The following is a 20,965-nucleotide window of genomic DNA, read 5'->3' on the forward strand; positions in this document are numbered from 1 at the left end:
AGGCGGCGAAGGCTCACCCCTGTGCCGAGTGGGATCCGGCCTTTGTCACCATGGCCGGGTGGACCAGCAGGACGGACGAGCGCGCACGCCCGAAGAGGACGATCCCCAGGCCGAGCTGGAGGCCCGGCTCGAGGCCGAACGGGCCCGCGAGATCCACCTGACGATGGACCTCTGCCTGCGCATCGGGGAGATGCTCCTGTCCTCGGGCGCGGGCGCCGCGGACGTGACCGCGACGATGCGCTCGGTGGCCGACCACCTGGGCCTGCGCGCGGCCGAGATCGACGTGACGTTCACGGCCCTGTCGATGAGCTACCAGCGCTCGCTGGACGACGTACCGACCCTCATGGTGCGCCACGTGCAGCAGCGCGACATCGACTACGAGGACCTCACCGCGGTCGACCACCTCGTGCGCGACGTCCTCACCGACGAGGCCGACCTCTACCTCGCGCGGTCGCGGATGGCCACCATCGTCTCGCTCGGGCACGCGTTCCCGCGCTGGGCCGTGACGGTCGCGTGGATGGTGATGGCCGCGGCCGTCGGCGTCTTCCTCGGCGGCGGGCCGGTGGTGTCGGTCACCGCCGCCGTGGCGGCCGGCCTCATCGACCGCGTGCAGATCGTGCTGGCGCGACGGCGGCTGCCGTACTTCTACCTGCAGGTCGCCGGCGGCGCGATCGCGACGCTGCTGGCCGGGGCGGTGGCGGCGACACCGATCGACGTCGACCCGTCGCTGGTCGTGACGGCCAACATCATCCTGCTGCTCGCCGGGATCGGTCTGATGGGAGCCGTGCAGGACGCGCTCACCGGCTTCTACCTGACCTCCAGCGCCCGCCTCATCGAGGCGATGATGGCGACCGCGGGCATCATCGCCGGCGTCGCGCTCGGCATCTCGGTGGCCGACGGGATCGGGCTCGAGCTGGGCCAGCTCATCCCCGGGGCGCTCGGTGTCTCGGAGCTCCCGGCGGTCCTCGGCGGTGCGGCGGTGTCGGCGGCCGCCTTCAGCATCGCGTCGTACGCCCCGCGGCGTGCGGTCGTGCCGATCGCCCTCATCACCGGTGTCGCGGCGCTGATCTCGCAGGGGGTCGCTCTGCTGGGCTTCGGCCGGATCATGTCGGCAGGGGCGGCCGCGTTCTTCATCGGCCTCGTGGCCTACGCCGTCGCGGGCCGGGTGCGGGTGCCGCCGCTGGTCGTGGCGGTGCCGGCGATCGTGCCGTTCCTGCCCGGCCTCTCGATCTACCGCGGCCTCACGTTCCTGGCCGAGGGCGGCTTCTTCGTCTCCCAGGGAATCCTCGCGCTGATGACGGCGATCTCGGTCGCCATCGCGCTCGCCTCGGGCGTGATCCTCGGGGAGTACGTCGCCCAGCCGCTCAAGCGCGAGGCGCGCAAGCTGGAGAGCCGGCTGGCCGGGCCTCGCCTGGTCGGACCATTCCGCGCGATGACCCGCTCCGAGCGGCGTGCCCTCAGGCGGACGTCAGGCGAGTGAGCTCCGCCAGCCAGCGCTGGTGCGTGCCGTCGTACGGCGGCAGGCCGGCGCGCACGGCCACGACCAGCGCGTCGCAGCTGGCCTGCGCCGCGGCCACGACGTCGGCGGGGTAGCCGTAGGCGACCTGGTGCTCGGCGAACTCGTCCTCGTCGTCGACGAATACTTCGCCCGGCCCGGCCGGAGGGACGTCCCAGGGGGCGGACCCCACGGGCGGGAGGGGGTCCGGCAGCCGGATCACGTCCAGGTCGAGGTCGACCGCGCGGAGCACCTCGCCCTCCCAGACGGCGGGCGTCGTGACATCGACGTACAGGTCGCACCAGATCCCAGGCGCCTGGAACGTCGGCAGGTGCCACTGCCCTGGCTGGACCAGCGTCACGCATTCGACGGCCGAGTGGAACTCGTGGCCCGGTCGGTGGTTGTGGGTGCCCGCCGGGAAGCCCAGCCAGTCGCCGTGCTCGTCGGAGCCGAGGAATAACCCGTCGAACTGCCAGTGCGGCCGGTCGCCCCACTTGCTCGTCTCGCAGCGGATGGCGGTCCCGGGATCCATGTCCCCAACCTAGGTGACCGGGCACCTCCTCGCGCCAGGAGGCGTCGACCGGGCACCTCCTCGCGGAACGGGGACAGCTCAGCGCGAGGAAGTGCCCGGTCGGCGGTGTGATGCGCGAGGAAGTGCCCGGTCAGCGGGTGCGGGCGGCGAGGCGTGCGACGACGTCCTGGTAGCGGGCGCCCGCGATCCGACCGAACTGGTGGATGAGGTGCGCGTCGAGGCCGACGAGGACGCGCGGCTTCCCGGCGAGGGCGCCGTCGAGGATGATCTCGGCGGCTCGGTCGGGCGACATCTTGGCGAGCTTCTTCTCGAAGAGCGCGTCGATGCGGGCCGCGTCGAGGCCGGCCGCCTTGCGGCCGTGGCGGCTGATCCCGGTGCGGATGCCGCCGGGGTGGACGCAGGTGACCGTCACCGGGTGGCGGTTGACGAGCATCTCCTCGCGGATCGCCTCGGTCAGCCCGCGGACGGCGTACTTCGTGGCGTTGTACGCCGACTGGCCGGGCACCGACACCAACCCGAAGAGCGAGGAGATGTTGACCAGGGCGCCGTCGCCGCTCGCGACGAGGTGGGGCAGGAACTCCTTGGAGCCGTGGACGACGCCCCAGAAGTTGATGCCGACGATCCAGTCGAGGTCGTCGTAGGTGAGGTCGGAGAAGTCGCCGGTGGCGCTCACGCCGGCGTTGTTGACGACGAGGTTGACGCGGCCGAGCTCCTCGACCACGCCGGCCGCCCACGCAGCGACCGCTGCCCGGTCCGAGACGTCGACGACGTCCTGGCGGACCTTCGCCGCGCCGGCCTGCTCGGCGAGCGCGACGGTCTCGGCGAGACCGTCGCGGTCCCAGTCGGACAGGGCGAGGAGGGCGCCCGCCCGTGCGCTGCGGAGCGCGAGCGCACGACCGATCCCCGATCCGGCACCGGTGATGACGACGACCTTGTCGGTGAGGGTGGTCAGGCTCATGCCGCCCACGGTAACTGGCGTTTACGCCGCCGGGGAGGGCAGGACGACGGCGATCGTGGTGTCGCCGGGCCGGCTGTCGAGCGTCACGGCACCGCCGTGGGCGCCGACGATCGCCTCGACGAGCGACAGCCCCAGGCCGGCACCGCCCCGGGTGCGGGCGGCGTCGCCGCGGGTGAACCGCTCGAACGCGCGGGGTGCGAGGTCGGGCGGGAAGCCCGGGCCGTCGTCGTGCACGGTGAAGCCGGCGCCGGTGGCACCTGCCGTGCCGGTCACCGTCACCGTGCTGCCCGGCGGCGTGTGCTTGCGGGCGTTGGCGAGCAGGTTGCTCACGACCTGGTGCAGCCGGGCCTCGTCGCCGGTGACGGTGATGGGCTCGTCGGGCAGCGAGAGGCGCCAGGACCGGTCGGGGTCGACCACGCGGGCGTCGTCGACCGCCTCGAGCAGCAGCCGGGAGAGGTCGACGGACCGCCGCTCCAGCGGCCGGCCCGAGTCGAGGCGCGCCAGGAGCAGCAGGTCCTCGACGAGGGCCGTCATCCGCGCCGACTCGGTCTCGACCTTGGCGAGCGCGGTGCCGCCGGTCTCGGGCCGGTGCCGGGCCAGCTCGGTGTAGCCGGCGATCGTCGCGAGCGGCGTGCGCAGCTCGTGCGACGCGTCGGCGACGAACTGCCGCACCTGCTGCTCGCTGCGGTGCCGCTGGCCGAGCGAGTGCTCGACGTGGTCGAGCATGGCGTTGAGCGCCGATCCGACCTGGCCGACCTCGGTGCGCTCGTCGGTCAGCCGCTCCGGCACCCGTTCGGCCATCTCGATCTCCCCGGACGCCAGCGGCAGCTCCGCGACCCGGTGCGCCGTGGCGGCTACCTCGCGCAGCGGCGAGAGCTGACGGCGTACGACGACCATGCCCACGCCCGCCGCGGCGATCACGCCGAGCAGGCCGGTCAGCAGCTCCAGCTGGACGAGCCTCTCGACGGTCTCCCGTACCTCGCCGCGGGGGAGTCCGGCGACGACCGTCCCGCCCGGCAGGTCGGTCACCAGGACGCGGTAGCTGCCGAGGTCGGGCAGGTCGACGCTCTGCGGGTCACGACCGGCGTCGAGGCCGGCCAGGGCCGCCAGCTGGGCTGGATCGAGCGGTGTGGACGCGGACGGACTCGCGCCCTGCTGCTCCGAGAGCACCGTTCCCCAGGAGTCGCCGGAGTCGGGCCGGTAGGCCTGCAACGAGCCGAACTGCTGCCCCGGGCCGAAGTCGTCGCCGTCGCGGTCAGGGTGACGGGGGCCGGTGGCGAAGCGGGTCGCGTCGCGCACGTCCGCATCGAGGCGCTGGTCGAGGCTGCGCTGCATGGCCAGCGTCGTCGCGGTGCCGATGAGGAGCGCCGTCACCGCGACCAGCAGCACGACCACCGCCACCAGCCGGGCGGTGAGGGTGAGCGGCCGCCGCGGTCCGAGCGTCACGACGCCGGCTTCAGGACGTACCCGGCGCCGCGCATCGTGTGGATCATCGGCTCGCGGCCGGCGTCGACCTTCTTGCGCAGGTAGGAGATGTAGAGCTCGACGACGTTGGCCTGGCCGCCGAAGTCGTACTGCCAGACGCGGTCGAGGATCTGCGCCTTGCTCAGCACCCGCCGCGGGTTGCGCATGAGGAAGCGCAGCAGCTCGAACTCGGTGGCGGTCAGGGCGATCTCGTCGCCGCCGCGGTGCACCTCGTGGCTGTCCTCGTCGAGGGTGAGGTCGCCGACGACCAGGAGGTTGCCGGCCTCGGCCTGCGCCGCCGTGCCGCCGCGCCGGATCAGCCCGCGCAGCCGGGCCACGACCTCCTCCAGCGAGAACGGCTTGGTGACGTAGTCGTCGCCGCCGGCCGTGAGGCCGGCGATGCGGTCCTCGACGGCGTCCTTGGCGGTCAGGAAGAGGACGGGTACGTCGCTGCCGTCGGCGCGCATCCGGCGCAGCACCTCGAGGCCGTCGAAGTCCGGGAGCATGATGTCGAGCACCACGGCGTCGGGCCGGAAGTCGCGCGCGGTGGTGACGGCGTCGCCCCCGCTGTGCGCCATCCTCAGGTCCCATCCCTCGTAGCGCAGGGCCATCGCGAGGAGCTCGGCGATGTTGACCTCGTCGTCGACGACGAGGACACGCACGGGGGAGCCGTCGGGGCGGGTGAGCTGCTGCACGGACGGCATCCTGCCGGGGCAACCTGTGAGGTTGCTGTGCGACGCCTGTCAGCGGGCTGCCCGGTTGAGCCGGGCGGCCTCCCGGGTCAGGTGGGTCCGCTCGGCGAGGTTGGTCGCGAGCCCGGCGGCCTCGGCGAAGAGCCGCGCGGCCGTGACGAGGTCGCCGTCCTTCTCGTGGAGGTACGCCGACGCGGCGCGGTGGCGGGGCAGGTCGGGGTCGACCTCGGCGAGCGCCGCGAGGCCGGCCCTGGCGCCGTCGGCCTCGCCCACCGCCACGGCGCGGTTGAGCCGCACGACCGGGCTGCCGGTGAGCGCCAGCAGCTCGTCGTACCACTGCACGACCTGCACCCAGTCGGTCTCCGCGGCGCTGGGGGCGTCGGCGTGCAGCGCGGCGATGGCCGCCTGGAGCTGGTACTCGCCGCGTCGCTGCTGGGCGAGCGCGGCCTGCAGGACGGTGACGCCCTCCTCGATCAGCCCGGTGTCCCACCGGGAGCGGTCCTGGTCGGTGAGGGGGACGAGCGTCCCGTCGTCGCGCAGGCGCGCCGGTCGTCGCGCGTGGTGGAGCAGCATCAGCGCGAGCAGGCCGTCGGTCTCCGCGTCCTGTCCGTCGGGGCCGGCCAGCGCGGCCAGCTGGCGGGTGAGCCGGATCGCCTCGGCGGCGAGGTCGACGTCCCCGGAGTAGCCCTCGTTGAAGACGAGGTAGAGCACGCGCCGCACCGTCGTGAGGTCACCCGGCCGGTCGAACGCCTCGCCCGAGACGGTCCGCTTCGCCCGGCTGATGCGTTGCGCCATCGTCGCCTCGGGCACCAGGTAGGCCTCGGCGACCTGCCGGGTGGTCAGGCCGGCGACGGCGCGCAGCGTCAGCGCGACGGCCGAGGCCGGTGTCAGCGCCGGGTGGGCGCACAGGAAGAAGACGCGCAGCGTGTCGTCGGCCGTCTCGGCCGGACCCCGCTCCGGCTCGAGGTCCACGGCGACCTCGCGCCGCTGCCGCGCGGTCTCGGACCGTACGACGTCGAGGAAGCGCCGCCAGGCGACGGTGACCAGCCCGCCCTTGAGGTCGCGCGGCGGCTCCGCGCGGTCCACTGCGCCGGGGGCGCCGAAGGTGCGCCACGCCTCCACGAGCGCCTCCTGCACGGCGTCCTCGGCGGTCGCGAAGTCGGCTCCGCGGCGGACGAGGACGCCGATGACCGCCGGCACGAGCGGTCGCAGCGTGGCCGTGTCGAAGGCCCCGTCGAAGGCCCCGGGGGCAGGGGGCGCGTCGGCGGGGGTCACCGGCTCAGGCGTCGGTCGCGGACGGGGCGCCGTAGAAGGGGCGCACCTCGAGCCACTCGTGGATCGGCTTGCCGTCCTTGCCCGGGGCCAGCGACAGCTCACCGGCCAGCTCCACGGCACGGTCCCAGCCGTCGACGTCGACGACGTACCACCCGGCGATGAGGTCCTTGGTCTCCGCGAACGGGCCGTCGGTGGCCGGCTGGCGCTGCTCGTCGGCCCGCACCCAGGCGCCCTCGGGCGAGAGGGCCTGCGCGTCGACGTACTCGCCGTTGTCCTCCAAGCGCTTGCCGAAGTCGTCCATGAACTTCATGTGCGCGTCGACCTCCTCGGGCGCCCACTGGTCCATCGAGACGTCGTTCACGGTGGCGGGCGCGCCGCGGTAGTGCTTGAGGATCAGGTACTTCGGCATGTCGGTGCTCCTAGTCAGGTGCGGCCCATTGTGGCTGCGTCCACCCCGGGGACGGAGCCGCGCGGGGCTTCTCGACATCCCCGACACCATTTTTTCTCGCCGGTCTCTGGGGCGCTTGAGGGTCCGCCCACAGGCCCCGCACAGGTACGACGCGCACGCTCAGGCCCATGAGCGACGACAACTCCCGCGACGAGACCCAGCCCGTGCGGCCCGCGGGCGAGCAGTCCGCACTGCCCACCCCGCCGCCGTCCGAGGACGCGGCCGCCGCACCCACCGCACCCGTTGCGGCCGGGTCGGGACGACGCGGCTTCCGCGACCGCTTCCGCACGCTGCGCTCCTCCGACGGCAGCCGCAGCTTCGGCCTCGCCGCCCTCGTCGCATCGGCGCTCGCCGGCGTGATCGTGGGTGGGCTCGGCGTGACGGCGGTCCAGGCGGTCACGAACGACCACCACGACCGCGACGGCTGGATGCAGCAGCGCGGACCGATGGGCCGTGACGGTGACGACTTCGGTGGCCGTGGCCCGATGCACGGTGGCCCTCCGGGCGCGCCCGGCCAGGTCCAGCCGACCACGCCGCCGGACGACGAGGACGGCTCCAGCTCCTGAGGTGGTGGCCGGCGGCGAATCCAGTTGCCGTCGTGGGCGAGAATGGCGCCCGTTGTGAAGATCACCTATCCCGCCGAGCTCCCGGTCTCCGCGCGCCGCGACGACATCGCCGCTGCCATTCGTGACCACCAGGTCGTCATCGTCGCCGGCGAGACGGGCTCGGGGAAGACCACCCAGCTGCCCAAGATCTGCCTCGAGCTGGGCCGCGGACTCGGGTCGGCCGGGGGCGGCAAGCTGATCGGCCACACCCAGCCGCGCCGCATCGCCGCCCGGTCGGTGGCGGAGCGGATCGCCGAGGAGCTCGGCACCGAGCTCGGCGACGTCGTCGGCTACCAGGTGCGCTTCACCGACCGCACCAGCCGCGCGAGCCGGGTCAAGCTGATGACCGACGGCATCCTCCTGGCCGAGCTGCAGCGCGACCGCGACCTGCGCAAGTACGACACGATCATCATCGACGAGGCCCACGAGCGCAGCCTCAACATCGACTTCCTGCTCGGCTACCTGAGGCGGCTGCTGCCACGCCGGCCCGACCTCAAGGTGATCATCACCAGCGCCACGATCGACGTCGACCGCTTCGCCGCGCACTTCAGGGCGCCGGTGGTCGAGGTCTCCGGTCGTACGTACCCCGTCGAGGTCCGCTACCGACCGCTGCTGGAGCTGCCGGAGAGCGACGACGACGGCGACCCGGTCCAGCGCGACCAGACCGAGGCGATCCTCGACGCGGTCCGCGAGCTGTCGGCCGAGGGACCGGGCGACGTGCTCGTCTTCCTGCCGGGCGAGCGGGAGATCCGCGACACGGCCGACGCGTTCGACGCGCTCAAGAGTGACCGCCTCGAGATCGTGCCGCTCTACTCCCGCCTCAGCGCCGCCGACCAGCACAAGGTCTTCTCCAGCCACTCCTCGATCGTGCGCCGCGTCGTGCTCGCCACCAACGTCGCCGAGACGTCGCTGACCGTCCCCGGCATCCGCTACGTCGTCGACACCGGCGTCGCGCGGATCAGCCGCTACTCGGTGCGCACGAAGGTGCAGCGGCTGCCGATCGAGCCGATCAGCCAGGCCTCCGCCAACCAGCGGTCCGGGCGCTGCGGCCGCGTGTCGGAGGGCATCGCGATCCGGCTGTACTCCGAGGAGGACTTCGAGGCGCGCCCGGAGTTCACCGACCCGGAGATCCTGCGCACCAACCTCGCCAGCGTCATCCTCCAGATGGCCTCCCTCCGGCTCGGCGACATCGCCCGCTTCCCGTTCGTCGAGCCGCCCGACCGCCGCAACGTCAAGGCCGGCACCGACCTCCTCGAGGAGCTCGGCGCGATCTCGACCGATCCCGATCCGCAGCGTCATGAGAATCCTCGGTCCGGACCGGGGAAGCCCATGACGTCCCGTCCGGGAGTGCGCCTCACGAAGGTCGGGCAGCGCCTGGCCCGGCTGCCGATCGACCCGCGGCTCGGCCGGATGATCCTCGAGGCCGAGCGCCTCGGCTGCCTGCGCGACGTCCTCGTCATCGCCGCCGCGCTGTCCATCCAGGACCCGCGCGAGCGCCCCGAGGAGCAGCGGGCGCAGGCCGACCAGCAGCACGCCCGCTTCAAGCACGAGTCCAGCGACTTCCTCACCTGGCTCAACCTCTGGCGCCACATCAAGCAGCAGCAGCGCGAGCTGTCCTCGAGCGCGTTCCGCCGGATGTGCAAGCGCGAGCACCTCAACTACATGCGGATCCGCGAGTGGCAGGACTACGAGTCCCAGCTGCGCCAGGTGGCCAAGGAAATGAAGCTCGACGTGGGCCACCCGTCGGACACCCCCGACGAGGACGGCATCCACCAGGCGCTGCTGTCAGGCCTGCTCAGCCACATCGGTGCGCTCGAGGAGCGCGAGAAGGGCAAGCCGGGGGAGCGGCGCCCGATGCGGGAGTACCTCGGTGCCCGCAACGCCCGCTTCGCGGTCTTCCCCGGCAGCGTGCTGAAGGGCCGCAACCCCGACTTCCTGATGAGCGCCGAGCTGGTCGAGACCTCGCGCCTGTGGGCCCGGCAGAACGCCGCCATCAAGGCCGAGTGGGCCGAGCGCCTCGGCGCCCACCTCGTCAAGCGGACCTACTCGGAGCCGCACTGGTCCCGCAAGCGCGCGGCGGTGATGGCCCGCGAGCGGGTGACGTTGTACGGCGTCCCGCTGGTCGCCGACCGGCTCGTGCAGTACGGCCGGATCGACGCGCCGCTGGCCCGCGAGCTCTTCATCCGGCACGCCCTCGTCCAGCGGGAGTGGGACTCCCGGCACCGGTTCCTCGCCGAGAACACCCGCCTCCTCGAGGAGGCCGAGGAGCTCGAGCACCGGGCCCGACGCCGCGACATCGTCGTCGACGAGGAGACGCTCTTCGAGTTCTACGACGCCCGCGTCGGCGCCGACGTCGTCAGCGGGCAGCACTTCGACCAGTGGTGGAAGCGCGCACGGCAGAAGAAGCCCGACCTGCTCACCTTCGACCCCGAGATGCTCACCCACGACACGGCCGGCGAGGTGCGCGCCCACGACTTCCCGACGCAGTGGCACGACAGCGACGAGGCCGGGCTGACCTTCCCGATCAGCTACCACTTCGAGCCCGGCGCCGCCGACGACGGGCTCACCATCGACGTGCCCGTCGCCACCCTCAACCGCATCGAGGCCGACGACTTCTCGTGGCTGGTGCCCGGGCTGCGCGAGGAGCTGGTCACCGAGCTGATCCGCTCGCTCCCCAAGAACCTCCGCGTCGCGATGGTGCCCGCACCCAACACCGCCCGCGAGTTCCTCGACGCGACGCCGCCGGGGGCCGAGCCGCTGCTCGACGCCCTCGAGCGGTTCGCGCGGAGCACCCGCAGCCTCGTCATCCCGCGCGAGGCGTGGGACTGGTCCAAGGTCCCCGCCCACCTGCGACCGACCTACCGGGTGATGACCGAGAAGGGCGCCGAGGCCGGTCGCGGCAAGGACCTCGACGCGCTCAAGGAGCCGCTGCGGCCCACCTTCGAGCAGGCGATGGCCGACGTCGCGTCCGACTCCGGCGTGACCGCCACCGGCCAGACGGCATGGACCTTCGGCACGGTCGAGGAGTCCTTCGTGCAGCGCCGCGCGGGCCACGAGGTCCGGGGCTTCCCGGCCCTCGTCGACGAGGGGGCGACGGTCGGCCTGCAGGTGCTCGCCACGGCAGACGAGGCCGCGGCGCACCACCGGCTCGGCGTACGCCGCCTCGTGCTCCTCGCGCTCGGCCCGGCCGACCCCGTCGACGAGGTGCTGGCCGCGGCCGGCCTCGACCAGCGCGCGAAGCTCGCCCTCGTCGGGTCGCCCTACCCGTCGGTGGCCGACCTCCTCGCCGACGTGCGCGCCGGCATCGTCGGGGAGGTCGTCGACCAGCACCCCACCGTGCGTGACGAGGCGGCGTACGACGCCGTGGTGGCCGCCTCCCGCGAGGCCGTCGCGTCGGGGATCGGCCCGGCCGTGCACGACGTGATGCGGGTGCTGGAGGCGTGGCGCACCACCGACAAGGCGATCTCCGGGCGCGCCGACCTGATGACACTCCCGGCCCTCACCGACATGCGCGCGCAGGTCGGCCGGCTGATGGCCCCCGGCTTCGTCGGGGACGCCGGCGTCCGGCGGTTGCGCGACTACCCGCGCTACCTCGGCGCCGTGACCCACCGCCGCGAGCGCCTCGACGGCCAGGTCGCGCGCGACCGCCAGCTGATGGACCAGCTCGCCGGCCTCCAGGAGGCGTGGCTGCACGCCGTCGCGGCCGTGCCCGACGGCCAGCCCGTGCCGCAGCACCTGCGCGACGCGCGGTGGATGCTCGAGGAGTACCGCGTCTCGCTCTTCGCCCAGCAGCTCGGCACCCGGGAGAAGGTCAGCGACCAGCGCATCCGCAAGGTGATGGCGCGGGCCTCCTCCTAGCCGCGTCCTAGGCTGGACCGGTGACCGGCCGCCAGCACCACCGCCCGATGACGCCCGGCGACGGGTTCTTCGCCGACATCGTGGGAGGAGCCGACCCCGCGCAGGTGCGCGAGGCCGGCGACCTGGCCGCGACCGTGCTCGTCCGGGGCGCCCGCGAGTCCGGCGACCCCGAGCTGGCCGAGCGCGTGGTCCACCTCGCCGACACCGAGGGCCTCGAGACGCTCGCGGAGGTGTGGTCGGGCGCTCCCGCCGACACGCTCGCGGGGAGCCTGTGGCGGCTGTTCCTGCTCCGCTCGTGGGTGCACGCCGACCCGGACCGGGTGGCCAGGGACTACGAGGCCGGGCAGCGTCGCGTCGACGTGGCCCGCGTCGTCGCCGGGGTCGCCGACCCGCCCGGCCCCGACGAGCTGCGCCTGATGGTCGACGAGGTGCTGCGCGGGATCACGCGCGGCGACTTCGCGGTCACCCTCTTCCGCGCCGCCGCCTTTGCCCGGATCGTCGCTGCCGGCCGCGCCGCCCTCGGCAGCGCCTCGCATGGGGAGATCACCCGGATGCTGACCCTGTCGGAGCAGCTCGAGGCCGCCGGACACGTGGAAATCAGGGACAAGCTCGCCTGAGGCGTTAAAATATCCGTGAGTGCGTCGGGCTGTGGCAGCCCCGGGTCCCAAAATTAGCCGCTACGAGCGGCCACGCGCCGTGAGGCGCTCCCGGTCCGGCGCACTCACTCACCCGGATGGTGTCGGCGTCCGGTCTAGGCTCCCGGGGTGAGCATCGGCAAGCGCATCGGCGCCTTCATCTCGGGCATCTCCAGGCCCGGCACGACCGCCACTGGCACCACGTCCGCCCCCGCCCCCGGTCCCGGTGCGACGTACGCCCCTGAGCGCGACGGCGAGCCCGACCCCGGCGAGGTCGTGTGGGCCTGGGTCCCCTACGAGGACGACCCGAGCCAGGGCAAGGACCGGCCCGTCCTGGTCCTCGACACCGACGGGGACGGTTGGGTCGGGCTGATGCTCAGCAGCCAGGACCACGACCGCGACGCCGAGGACGAGGCCCGCTGGGGCCGGCACTGGATGGACGTCGGCACGGGCGGGTGGGACTCCCAGGGCCGGCCCAGCGAGGTGCGCCTCGACCGGCTGATCCGCCTCGAGCGCGACGGCGTACGACGTGAGGGGGCCGCGCTGGACGAGACGATCTTCACTGCCGTCGTCGAGGCTCGGCGTGGTCTGTCCCGATAGGGTCTGCCCGTGTCTCGCCCCTCCTTCCGCCGCAGCGCCCTGCTCGCGACGGCCCTCACGGTCGCCCTGACGACAGCTGCGTGCTCCGGTGACGCCGAGCCCCAGCCCGAGCCGACCCGGTCGCCGAGCAACGGGCAGTCCGGCAAGCCGACGGAGAAGCCGCGCGAGGTCACCTTCGGCGCCTACGGCACCGACGAGGAGGTCGCGGCCTTCCAGAGCGTCGTGGACTCCTTCAACGCCTCCTCCACGACCCGCAAGGTCACCCTGCAGTCGTGGCCCGACCACGAGTCCGCCCTCGCCGACGTGCTCGCCGGCAACGCGCCGGACGCCTTCCTCACCTCGCGCATCGACCTCGACCAGCTCGTCGAGGGCGAGGCGCTGCAGCCGGTGAGCCTGCTGCTCGACGAGCGCGGCGTCGACTTCGGCGACCGCTTCTCCCGCGACGCAGTCGACGCCTTCGCGATGGACGACGAGCTCCAGTGCATGGCCTACTCGGTGTCCCCGATGGTCGTCTACTACAACACCGACCTCGTCGACTTCGACAAGATGGAGCGGCGCGGGCTCGACGTGCCGAGCGTCACCGACGAGGGCAAGCGCGAGCGCTGGACCCTGGCCGAGTTCGAGGCGGCCGCCCGGTTCGCGTCGCGTCGCGGCGACCCGCGCGGCGTCTGGATCGACCCGACCCTGCAGGGGCTGGCGCCGTTCATCTACTCCGGCGACGGCCAGGTCTTCGACGACGACCAGGAGCCGACGTCCCTGGCCTTCTCCGACGACAACACGCGCGAGGCGCTCAGCCAGACGCTCTTCATCCTGCGCGACTCGTCACTGACGCCGACCAACGCCCAGCTCGCCCGCGCCACGCCCGTCCAGCTCTTCAAGCGGGGCGAGCTCGCGATGGTCGCCGGCTTCCGCAACCTCGTCCCGGAGATGCGCGAGGCCGACGACCTCGACTTCGACGTGCTGCCGATGCCGACCATCGACACCCGCGCCACCGTCGGCGACATCAGCGGGCTGTGCATCTCGGCGGACTCCGAGGTGATCAACGACGCCGCCGACTTCATCGCCTACGCCGTGTCCGACGCGGCGATCGCGACCGTCGCCTCGACCGGCTACATCGTCCCGGCCAACACCTCGGTCGCCGCCTCGCCGGAGTTCCTCGCTCCCGACGACGAGCCGGCCAGCGCCGAGGTCTACAACCAGAGCATCCGCTACATGGTGGTGCCGCCGTTCATCGACCAGCGCGAGGAGCTCATCGAGGCGGTCACGCCGCTGCTCGAGCAGCTCGTCACGGCCCCCGGCCCGCTGGACCTCGAGGCGACGACCGAGGAGATCGACCAGACCTCCCAGGAGATCCTCGCGCCCGAGGAGACCGAGTCGCCCGAGCCCACGGAGGACCCGAGCGAGTCCCCGTCGGAGTAGGCGGCGCTACTCGCGCTCGGCGCCGAGGATCGCGCCGACCAGCGCGCCGGTGACCAGCCCGGCCTGCCAGGGCCGGGCGCCGTAGGACGCCAGCTGGGCGCGGACGGCCTCGGCGAGCTCGGCCGGCTCCCGGGTCGCCGGCGGCGCCCACATCAGCCGGCGGAGGTAGTCGGGGGTGAGGAGGTTCTCCACCGGGAGGTGGTGCACCTCGGCGAGGTTGAGCATCGCCTCGCGGGCGGCCTTGAAGCGGCGGTCGGCGACCGGCTCGCGGTCGGCCCAGGTGCGGGGGTGCGGGGGGCCGTCGCCGCGCGGGGCGCGGGAGGGGAGGTCGTCCTCGTCCATCTCGCGGACCTGGCGCAGCGCCTCCACCCAGGCCGGGGCGTAGCGGCTGGCCCCTCGGCCGTGGAAGCCCTGCGTCGCCAGCAGCGCCCGGCGGTCGGTCGGCATCACCGTCGCCGCGACCACGATGGCCGAGTCGGGGAGGATCCGGCCGGGGGTCACGTCGCGCTCGGCGGCGATGGAGTCGCGGGCCTCCCACAGCGCCCGCGCCGCGCCGAGGGAGCGTCGCCCGCGCAGGCGGTGCACCCCGGACGTACGACGCCACGCGTCGACGCGGACGGCCGGCTCGAAGCCCAGCAGGTGGTCGAACTCCTGGCGCGCCCACTCCGCCTTGCCGGCCCGCTCGAGCTCGGTGGCCATGTGGTCGCGAAGCTCGACGAGGACCTCGACGTCGAGAGCGGCGTACTCGAGCCAGGGCGTGGGCAGCGGGCGCGTCGACCAGTCGGCCGCGGAGTGCTCCTTGCGCATCCGCTGCCCCAGCACCGTCTCCACCAGGGTGGCGAGCCCGACGCGGGGGTAGCCGAGGAGGCGGCCGGCGAGCTCGGTGTCGAAGAGGCTGGTCGGGGTGAGGCCCACCTCGCGCAGGCACGGCAGGTCCTGCGTCGCGGCGTGCAGGATCCACTCGGTGCCCTCGAGGGCCTCCTGGAGCGGGGCCAGGGTCGTCATCCCGATCGGGTCGACGAGCCACGTGCTGGCCCCCTCGCGGCGCAGCTGGATGAGGTAGGCGCGGTTGGAGTAGCGGTAGCCGGACGCCCGTTCGGCGTCGATGGCGACCGGCCCGGTCGCCGCGGCCAGCGCGGCGCACGCCTCGAGCAGGCCCTCGTCGGTGTCGACCACGTCGGGGAGGCCGTCGCGCAGCTCGAGCAGCGGCGCAGGCGGCGGCGGGGCGTCGTCCTCGACCGGCGTCCCGTCCAGCCCGGAATCGGGTCCGGTGGCGGGTGCGGCGTCGACGGAGTCGTCCGGCTCGCCCTCGAGTCGGGCTCCGGCGGGGGAGTGGTCCGCGTTGTCGGGCATCGGGTCAGGTGCCGCGCTGCCCGCGTCGGCTGGGGATGGCCGTCACGCCCTCGGGCACCGGCGGCAGCCCGACAGCGGTGCACATCAGCTCGCCCCACGCCTCGACGTGGGGGGTCATGTCGAGCCCGCCGTCCTCGTCGACGTCGGGCGTCCACGAGGCGCGGATCTCGACCTGGGCGGTGCCGGCCTCGTCGGCCATCCCGCCGAAGCTCTCGGTGGTGACGCACGTGACGGTGCCGGACGCGGCGTGGTGGCCGGCGCCGTGGGCGTCGAGCGCCTCGACCAGCCACGACCAGCCGACGGCGGCCAGCATCGGGTCGGAGCCGAGCTCGGGGTCGATGTCGGCGCGGGCGTAGGCCACACAGCGGAAGGTGCCGTCCCAGGCGTCGTTGCCGGCGGGGTCGTGAAGCAGGATCAACCGCCCGGTGCCGAGGTCCTCCTCGTCGACCGTGACGTCGCCGCTCAGTGCCGACGACCACGGCGCGATCCGCTGCGGCGCGGGCATCTCCTCGCAGAGGACCTCCGGGCGCAGCGAGGCCCGACGCATCGATTCCACAGCCGCGCGGAACTCCGCGGGCCCAGCCGCGGGAGCGTTGCCCGGGTGGGTCTCGTGACGGGCCACCATGAGGTCAGAGTAGGCCAGCGCCCGGCTCCGCCGATGTGCCGCCACGCCGCCTGACCTGCGAAGATTCGCGGGTGACCGACGCTGTGCGCACGCCCCATCCCGGACTGGCCCAGAGCCCCTTCCTCGCGGCGGCGCGTGGCGAGGTGCCGTCCCACACCCCGGTCTGGTTCATGCGTCAGGCGGGTCGCTCCCTGCCGGAGTACCTCAAGGTGCGCGAGGGCATCGGGATGCTGGAGTCCTGCATGGACGCCGACCTGGTCACCGAGATCACCCTGCAGCCCGTACGCCGCTACGGCGTGGACGCGGCCATCTTCTTCTCCGACATCGTGCTGCCGCTCAAGGCGGTCGGCGTCGACCTCGACATCAAGCCCGGTGTCGGCCCGGTCGTGGCCTCACCGGTGCGCACCATGGCCGACGTCGAAGCCATCCCCGACCTCACGGACGAGCACGTCCCCTACATCTCGCAGGCCGTGCGCCAGCTCGTCGCCGAGCTCGGCGCCACACCGCTGATCGGCTTCGCCGGCGCGCCCTTCACCGTGGCGTCGTACCTCGTCGAGGGCGGGCCGTCGAAGGAGCACGCGAAGACGAAGGCGATGATGTTCGGCGCCCCCGACGTGTGGGACGCGCTGATGCGCAAGATCGCCGGCATCGCCGCGGCCTACCTCCGCATCCAGGTCGAGGCCGGGGCCTCGGCCGTGCAGCTCTTCGACTCGTGGGCCGGTGCCCTCACCCCGGCCGACTACCGCGCCTCCGTGATGCCGCACTCCGAGCGGGTGCTCGCCGCGGCGGGCGAGCTCGGCGTGCCGCGGATCCACTTCGGCGTCGGCACCAGCAACCTGCTCGGCCTGATGGGCGAGGCCGGCGCCGACGTGGTCGGTGTCGACTGGCGTACGCCGCTGGAGCACGCGATCCCGCTGGTCGGCGACCGGGCGGTGCAGGGCAACCTCGACCCGACCCTGGTCTTCGCGCCCACCGAGGTGATGACCGCGCGGGCGGCCGAGATCATCGAGGCCGGGCGGCACGCCAAGGGCCACATCTTCAACCTCGGTCACGGCGTCATCCCCTCGACCGACCCGGGTCAGCTCACGGCGCTGACCGAGTTCGTGCACGGCTTCTAGCCTCGCCGAGGCTGATCGGCGTCACCGGCGTCAGGTCCGCGACCAGCTCCGCGACCAGCTCGGCCGGGGTCTCGGTGGCGGGGTCGGACGCGGTGGCCGGCAGCTCGACCGAGGACAGGTAGATCCGGGCCTGGCGCACCAGTGCCCGCTGCAGGTCGCGCAGCGGCTCGGGCACCCGCTCGGCCCGGCGGCGCAGCATCAGCAGCGTCACCGTCGTCTGGTCGGTCTGGATGGGACGCGTGGTGAGCACGCCCGCCTCGACGAGCGGGTCGGCGACGATCGAGAAGTCGGGCAGCACCGAGATGCCGAGCCCGGCGGCCACCATGGCCTTGCCCATCTCGGCCCCGTCGGTGGCGTACGTCGTGCCCGGCAGGCTGCCGGCGAAGAGGCGGTGCGCGTAGCGGTGCATCACGAAGCCGGGGCGCATGAGGACGTGCGGCTCGGCGCGGAGGTCGTCCACCGTGACCCGCTCCTTGGCGGTCAGCGGGTGCCCGACTGGGAGGCACGCGACCGGCGTGCCCTCGATGAGCCGGTCGGCGACGAGCGTCGGCGGCACCTCGTCGCCGGGCAGGACGTTGACCAGGCCCAGGTCGAGCGATCCCTCGGCGAGACCCTGCTGGATGTCGACCTGCCGACCGTTGACGACCTCGACGCCGCCCGAACCGTGGCGGGCGTGCAGGTCCCGCAGGGCGGGGGCGAGGAGGCTGGCTGACGCGGTGACGACCGTGCCGATGCGCAGGTCGCGCCGTCGGGCGGACTGCTGGCCCGCGGCCTGGCGCAGCCGGTCGACCGCCTCGAGGACCTCGGTCATGTTCTGGAGCAGGTCGAGTCCCTGCCGGCTGATCCGCGACCCGGTGCGGCGGCGGTCGAGCAGCGTGGTGCCCAGCTCCTTCTCCAGCTTGGTCACCGCCTCGCTCAGCGCCGGCTGGGAGATGTGCATCGCCTCGCTCGCGCGGCGCAGCGAGCCGTGCTCGGTCACCGCCGCGAGGTACTCCAGCTGTTCGATCCGCACGCTCTGCTCCTGCCGGGGGGGTCTGGTCTGGCTGTCTGGGTGGGGCTGTCGGGTCGGTCGGGTCGCGGGGTGGACGGCAAAACCTGCTACCGGGAGTTCGTGTCCGCGACGTCGATTCCCTAAAGTCTACTAAGTAACTATACAAAACGGGAGGAATTCACCCATGACCACCCTGCGTGTCCGGCCCACCCAACGCCGGACCGACTCCGCGACCGAACCCCGGTCCACCGACTGGAGCGCGGTCTTCGCGTCCATCTCCGAGGGCGCCCTCCAGCGCGAGGTGGACGGAGAGCTGCCCGTCGAGGCGGTCCGCCTGCTCAAGTCCGAGGGCTTCGGTGCGCTGCGCGTGCCGGCCGCGTCCGGCGGCGGCGGGCTCGACCTCGTCAGCCTCGCCCGGCTGTGGATCGAGCTCGCCGCCGTCGACGCCAACCTGCCGCAGGCCTTCCGCGGGCACTTCGCCCTGGTCGAGGACCGGCTGTGGCACCACGCCCGCACGAGCGACCAGCGGGTGTGGTTCGACCGGTTCGTCGCCGGCGAGATGGCCGGCAACGCCTGGTCCGAGGTCGGGTCCGACATCGACCTGCCACGCACCGTCCTGCGCCCGCGGGCCGACGGGTCCTACCGGCTCGACGGCACGAAGTACTACACGACCGGCACGATCTTCGCGGAGTGGACCGACGTGCACGCGCGCCTGGCGCTGCCCGGGCACCCCGACGAGGTGGAGGATCCCACGGCGATCGCGCTCGTCGACACCCGCGACCCGGGCGTGCGCACCGTCGACGACTGGAACGGCTTCGGCCAGAAGGGCACCGGTAGCGGCACGACGACGTTCGACAACGTCGGCGTCCCGGCCGACCACGTGCTGCCGTTCGAGGACCGGTTCCCCTACCAGACCGCGTTCTACCAGCTGAACCTCCTCGCCACGCTCACCGGCATCGCCAAGGCGGCGCTCCGCGACGTGGTCGACGCCGTGCAGAAGCGCACCCGCAACTTCTCCCACGCCAACGCGCCGCGGGTGCGCGACGACGCCCAGGTGCTGGCACTGGTCGGCGGGATCGCCGCAGCGGTCTACGCCGCCGAGGCCGCCACCCTGCGGGTGGCAGGCAGCATCCAGGCCGTCGCGGACGCGCCCCTCGCGAGCGCCGAGGAGATCGCGGCCCTCGTCGAGACGAGCGAGATCGAGTCCTCCACCGCCCAGGTTGCGGTCTCTGAGCTGGTCCTGCGGGCCACCTCCGACCTCTTCGACGCGCTGGGTGCCTCCGCGACCGCCCGGCCCCTCGCGCTCGACCGCCACTGGCGCAATGCCCGGACGGTCGCCTCGCACAACCCGCGCATCCTCAAGGCCCGGGTCGTCGGCGCCCACGTCGTCAACGGCACGCCGCCGCCGTACGCCTGGTCGATCGGCGGGACGCGCCGTCGCCAGGACTGGGACGACACCCGGCCCCGCCAGGGCGACGCCGCCGGCTGAGACCGACCGGTCACGCACCGGCCCCGGAGGGGGTGGGGGGCGGTGCCTTGCGTTGCCTGCAAGGCACCACCTTCCACCCCCTCGACATCCCCGCGCGACGTCGGTCCACGGATGGCGCATCGTCGCTGCTACCTTTGTCTACAAGATCAATAGAGTTTGTGTTGGAGGAGAGATGAGCGTTGCCGTCGTCCCGGAGGTCGGGGCCGTCCCGGTGCTGTCCCACGACGTGGCGATCGCGGTCGCCACGGAGATCGCCACCGGGCTCGCCGCCACGTCGCTCGAGCGCGACCGCGACCGCCTGCTCCCCGGGCTCGAGCTGGACCGCCTCTCGGCCTCCGGCCTGCTCGCCGTCACGGTGCCGACCGAGCACGGTGGCGCCGGGCTCCCGGTCGAGACGCTGGCCGAGGTGTTCCGCATCCTCGCGACCGGCGACCCGAGCGTGGCCCAGGTGCCGCACAGCCACTTCGTGTACGTCAACGCGCTGCGGCACCAGGGCACGCGTGAGCAGCGGTGGTTCTTCTTCCGCGAGGTGCTGACCGGCAAGCGGTTCGGCAACGCGCAGTCCGAGGTCGGCACCAAGCACGTCCGCGACATCCGCACCACGCTCACGCCGGCCGGCAACGGGCGCTGGACGCTCAGCGGCACCAAGGGCTACAGCACCGGCGCGCTCTTCGCCGACTGGATCCCGGTGCTCGCCCGCCAGGACACGCTGGCCGCGCCCGGCACCGGCCCGCTCCACGTGGCCTGGGTCGAGCGCCAGGCCCCCGGCGTCAGCGTCACCGACGACTGGGACGGCATGGGCCAGCGCACCACGGCCAGCGGCACCGTTCAGCTGGACCAGGTCGAGGTGACCACCGACAGGATCACGCCCTACCACCTGACCTTCGAGGGCCCGCAGACCTACGGCGCCTTCGCGCAGGTGCTGCACGCCGCCCTCGACGTCGGCATCGCCCGCGCGGCGCTCACGGAGGCCGCCGAGTTCGTCCGGACCACGTCGCGTCCCTACCCGGACGCCGGCGTGGACCGGGCGGCCGACGACCCGCTGGTCGTGCAGGCGCTCGGCGAGATGGAGCTCGACGTACGCGCCTCGGAGGCGCTGCTGCGCGAGGCGGCCCGGGCCGTCGACGCGGCCGACGCCGACCTCACCGCCGACAGCGCGGCGACCGCGAGCCTGGCCGTGGCCGCCGTACGAGCCCACTCCGCGCGGGTGTCCGTCGAGGTGTCGAGCCGGCTCTTCGAGGTCTCCGGCACCCGCTCGGCCCTCGACTCGCTCAACCTCGACCGCCACTGGCGCAACGCCCGCACCCACACCCTGCACGACCCGGCCGCCTGGAAGGTGCAGCACCTCGGCAGGTACGTCGCCGACGGCACTCCGCCGCCCAACCACGGCCAGCTCTGACCCCGCGAA

At 73.3% G+C, this 20,965-nt stretch carries 18 protein-coding genes; 9 read left to right on the forward strand and 9 right to left on the reverse strand.

The window, feature by feature from the left end; genetic code table 11:
• Positions 1 to 58 precede the first annotated feature (58 nt).
• Complete coding sequence (locus ACXJKB_RS08205; protein WP_457187203.1) at positions 59 to 1,480, forward strand: threonine/serine ThrE exporter family protein; 1,422 nt, start codon at positions 59 to 61, stop codon at positions 1,478 to 1,480.
• Here the strand turns inward: ACXJKB_RS08205 and ACXJKB_RS08210 are convergent.
• The 6 genes from ACXJKB_RS08210 to ACXJKB_RS08235 form a co-directional block, all read right to left on the reverse strand.
• Positions 1,458 to 2,027, reverse strand: coding sequence for a DUF402 domain-containing protein (locus tag ACXJKB_RS08210; RefSeq protein WP_457187204.1), 570 nt, complete (start codon positions 2,025 to 2,027; stop codon positions 1,458 to 1,460). The two genes, ACXJKB_RS08205 and ACXJKB_RS08210, sit on opposite strands and share 23 nt — an antisense overlap.
• A 130-nt stretch (positions 2,028 to 2,157) precedes the next feature.
• Positions 2,158 to 2,985, reverse strand: a complete 828-nt coding sequence (locus tag ACXJKB_RS08215; RefSeq protein ID WP_457187206.1) for an SDR family NAD(P)-dependent oxidoreductase — start codon at positions 2,983 to 2,985, stop codon at positions 2,158 to 2,160.
• 21 nt (positions 2,986 to 3,006) lie between these two features.
• A complete protein-coding gene (locus ACXJKB_RS08220) occupies positions 3,007 to 4,431 on the reverse strand; it encodes a sensor histidine kinase (protein ID WP_457187208.1) in 1,425 nt (474 codons plus the stop codon).
• Entirely contained in the window at positions 4,428 to 5,153 is a 726-nt protein-coding gene (locus tag ACXJKB_RS08225) for a response regulator transcription factor (protein ID WP_457187210.1), read from the reverse strand. Before ACXJKB_RS08225 ends, ACXJKB_RS08220 begins: the two co-directional genes overlap by 4 nt.
• 39 nt (positions 5,154 to 5,192) lie before the next feature.
• On the reverse strand, positions 5,193 to 6,416 hold the full coding sequence (locus ACXJKB_RS08230) for an RNA polymerase sigma factor (protein ID WP_457187212.1): 1,224 nt from the start codon (positions 6,414 to 6,416) through the stop codon (positions 5,193 to 5,195).
• Positions 6,417 to 6,420: 4 nt separating this feature from the next.
• Positions 6,421 to 6,825, reverse strand: coding sequence for a YciI family protein (locus ACXJKB_RS08235; protein WP_300046788.1), 405 nt, complete (start codon positions 6,823 to 6,825; stop codon positions 6,421 to 6,423).
• Positions 6,826 to 6,992: 167 nt separating this feature from the next.
• On the opposite strand from ACXJKB_RS08235, the gene ACXJKB_RS08240 reads away from it, so the two are divergent.
• The 5 genes from ACXJKB_RS08240 (at position 6,993) to ACXJKB_RS08260 (ending at position 13,981) form a co-directional block, all read left to right on the forward strand.
• On the forward strand, positions 6,993 to 7,430 hold the full coding sequence (locus ACXJKB_RS08240; protein ID WP_457187214.1) for a hypothetical protein: 438 nt from the start codon (positions 6,993 to 6,995) through the stop codon (positions 7,428 to 7,430).
• Positions 7,431 to 7,472: 42 nt separating this feature from the next.
• Positions 7,473 to 11,327 (forward strand): ATP-dependent RNA helicase HrpA, encoded by a 3,855-nt coding sequence (gene hrpA / locus ACXJKB_RS08245; protein WP_457187216.1) that lies wholly within the window; start codon positions 7,473 to 7,475, stop codon positions 11,325 to 11,327.
• 20 nt (positions 11,328 to 11,347) lie between these two features.
• Entirely contained in the window at positions 11,348 to 11,944 is a 597-nt protein-coding gene (locus ACXJKB_RS08250) for a hypothetical protein (protein ID WP_300046782.1), read from the forward strand.
• Between the two features lie 147 nt (positions 11,945 to 12,091).
• Positions 12,092 to 12,562: a type II toxin-antitoxin system PemK/MazF family toxin gene (locus ACXJKB_RS08255; RefSeq protein ID WP_457187218.1), complete on the forward strand. Its 471-nt coding sequence runs from the start codon at positions 12,092 to 12,094 to the stop codon at positions 12,560 to 12,562.
• A gap of 9 nt (positions 12,563 to 12,571) precedes the next feature.
• Complete coding sequence (locus ACXJKB_RS08260) at positions 12,572 to 13,981, forward strand: ABC transporter substrate-binding protein (RefSeq protein WP_457187220.1); 1,410 nt, start codon at positions 12,572 to 12,574, stop codon at positions 13,979 to 13,981.
• Between the two features lie 6 nt (positions 13,982 to 13,987).
• Here ACXJKB_RS08260 and ACXJKB_RS08265 read toward each other — a convergent pair whose 3' ends face one another.
• Entirely contained in the window at positions 13,988 to 15,334 is a 1,347-nt protein-coding gene (locus ACXJKB_RS08265) for an HRDC domain-containing protein (RefSeq protein ID WP_457187223.1), read from the reverse strand.
• Positions 15,335 to 15,338: 4 nt separating this feature from the next.
• Complete coding sequence (locus ACXJKB_RS08270; RefSeq protein WP_457187225.1) at positions 15,339 to 15,959, reverse strand: DUF3000 domain-containing protein; 621 nt, start codon at positions 15,957 to 15,959, stop codon at positions 15,339 to 15,341.
• A 71-nt stretch (positions 15,960 to 16,030) separates the two neighbouring features.
• Here ACXJKB_RS08270 and hemE point away from each other — a divergent pair, with 71 nt between their 5' ends.
• Complete coding sequence (gene hemE, locus ACXJKB_RS08275) at positions 16,031 to 17,077, forward strand: uroporphyrinogen decarboxylase (protein ID WP_457187227.1); 1,047 nt, start codon at positions 16,031 to 16,033, stop codon at positions 17,075 to 17,077.
• Here hemE and ACXJKB_RS08280 read toward each other — a convergent pair.
• A complete protein-coding gene (locus ACXJKB_RS08280; RefSeq protein WP_457187229.1) occupies positions 17,043 to 18,089 on the reverse strand; it encodes a LysR family transcriptional regulator in 1,047 nt (348 codons plus the stop codon). The two genes, hemE and ACXJKB_RS08280, sit on opposite strands and share 35 nt — an antisense overlap.
• A gap of 163 nt (positions 18,090 to 18,252) precedes the next feature.
• Here ACXJKB_RS08280 and ACXJKB_RS08285 point away from each other — a divergent pair, with 163 nt between their 5' ends.
• Both ACXJKB_RS08285 and ACXJKB_RS08290 read left to right on the forward strand, forming a co-directional pair.
• Positions 18,253 to 19,557, forward strand: coding sequence for an acyl-CoA dehydrogenase family protein (locus tag ACXJKB_RS08285; RefSeq protein ID WP_457187231.1), 1,305 nt, complete (start codon positions 18,253 to 18,255; stop codon positions 19,555 to 19,557).
• A gap of 172 nt (positions 19,558 to 19,729) precedes the next feature.
• Positions 19,730 to 20,956: an SfnB family sulfur acquisition oxidoreductase gene (locus ACXJKB_RS08290; RefSeq protein WP_457187233.1), complete on the forward strand. Its 1,227-nt coding sequence runs from the start codon at positions 19,730 to 19,732 to the stop codon at positions 20,954 to 20,956.
• The last annotated feature ends 9 nt before the right edge of the window (positions 20,957 to 20,965 follow it).

It is taken from the genome of Nocardioides sp. P5_E3 (assembly GCF_054049275.1).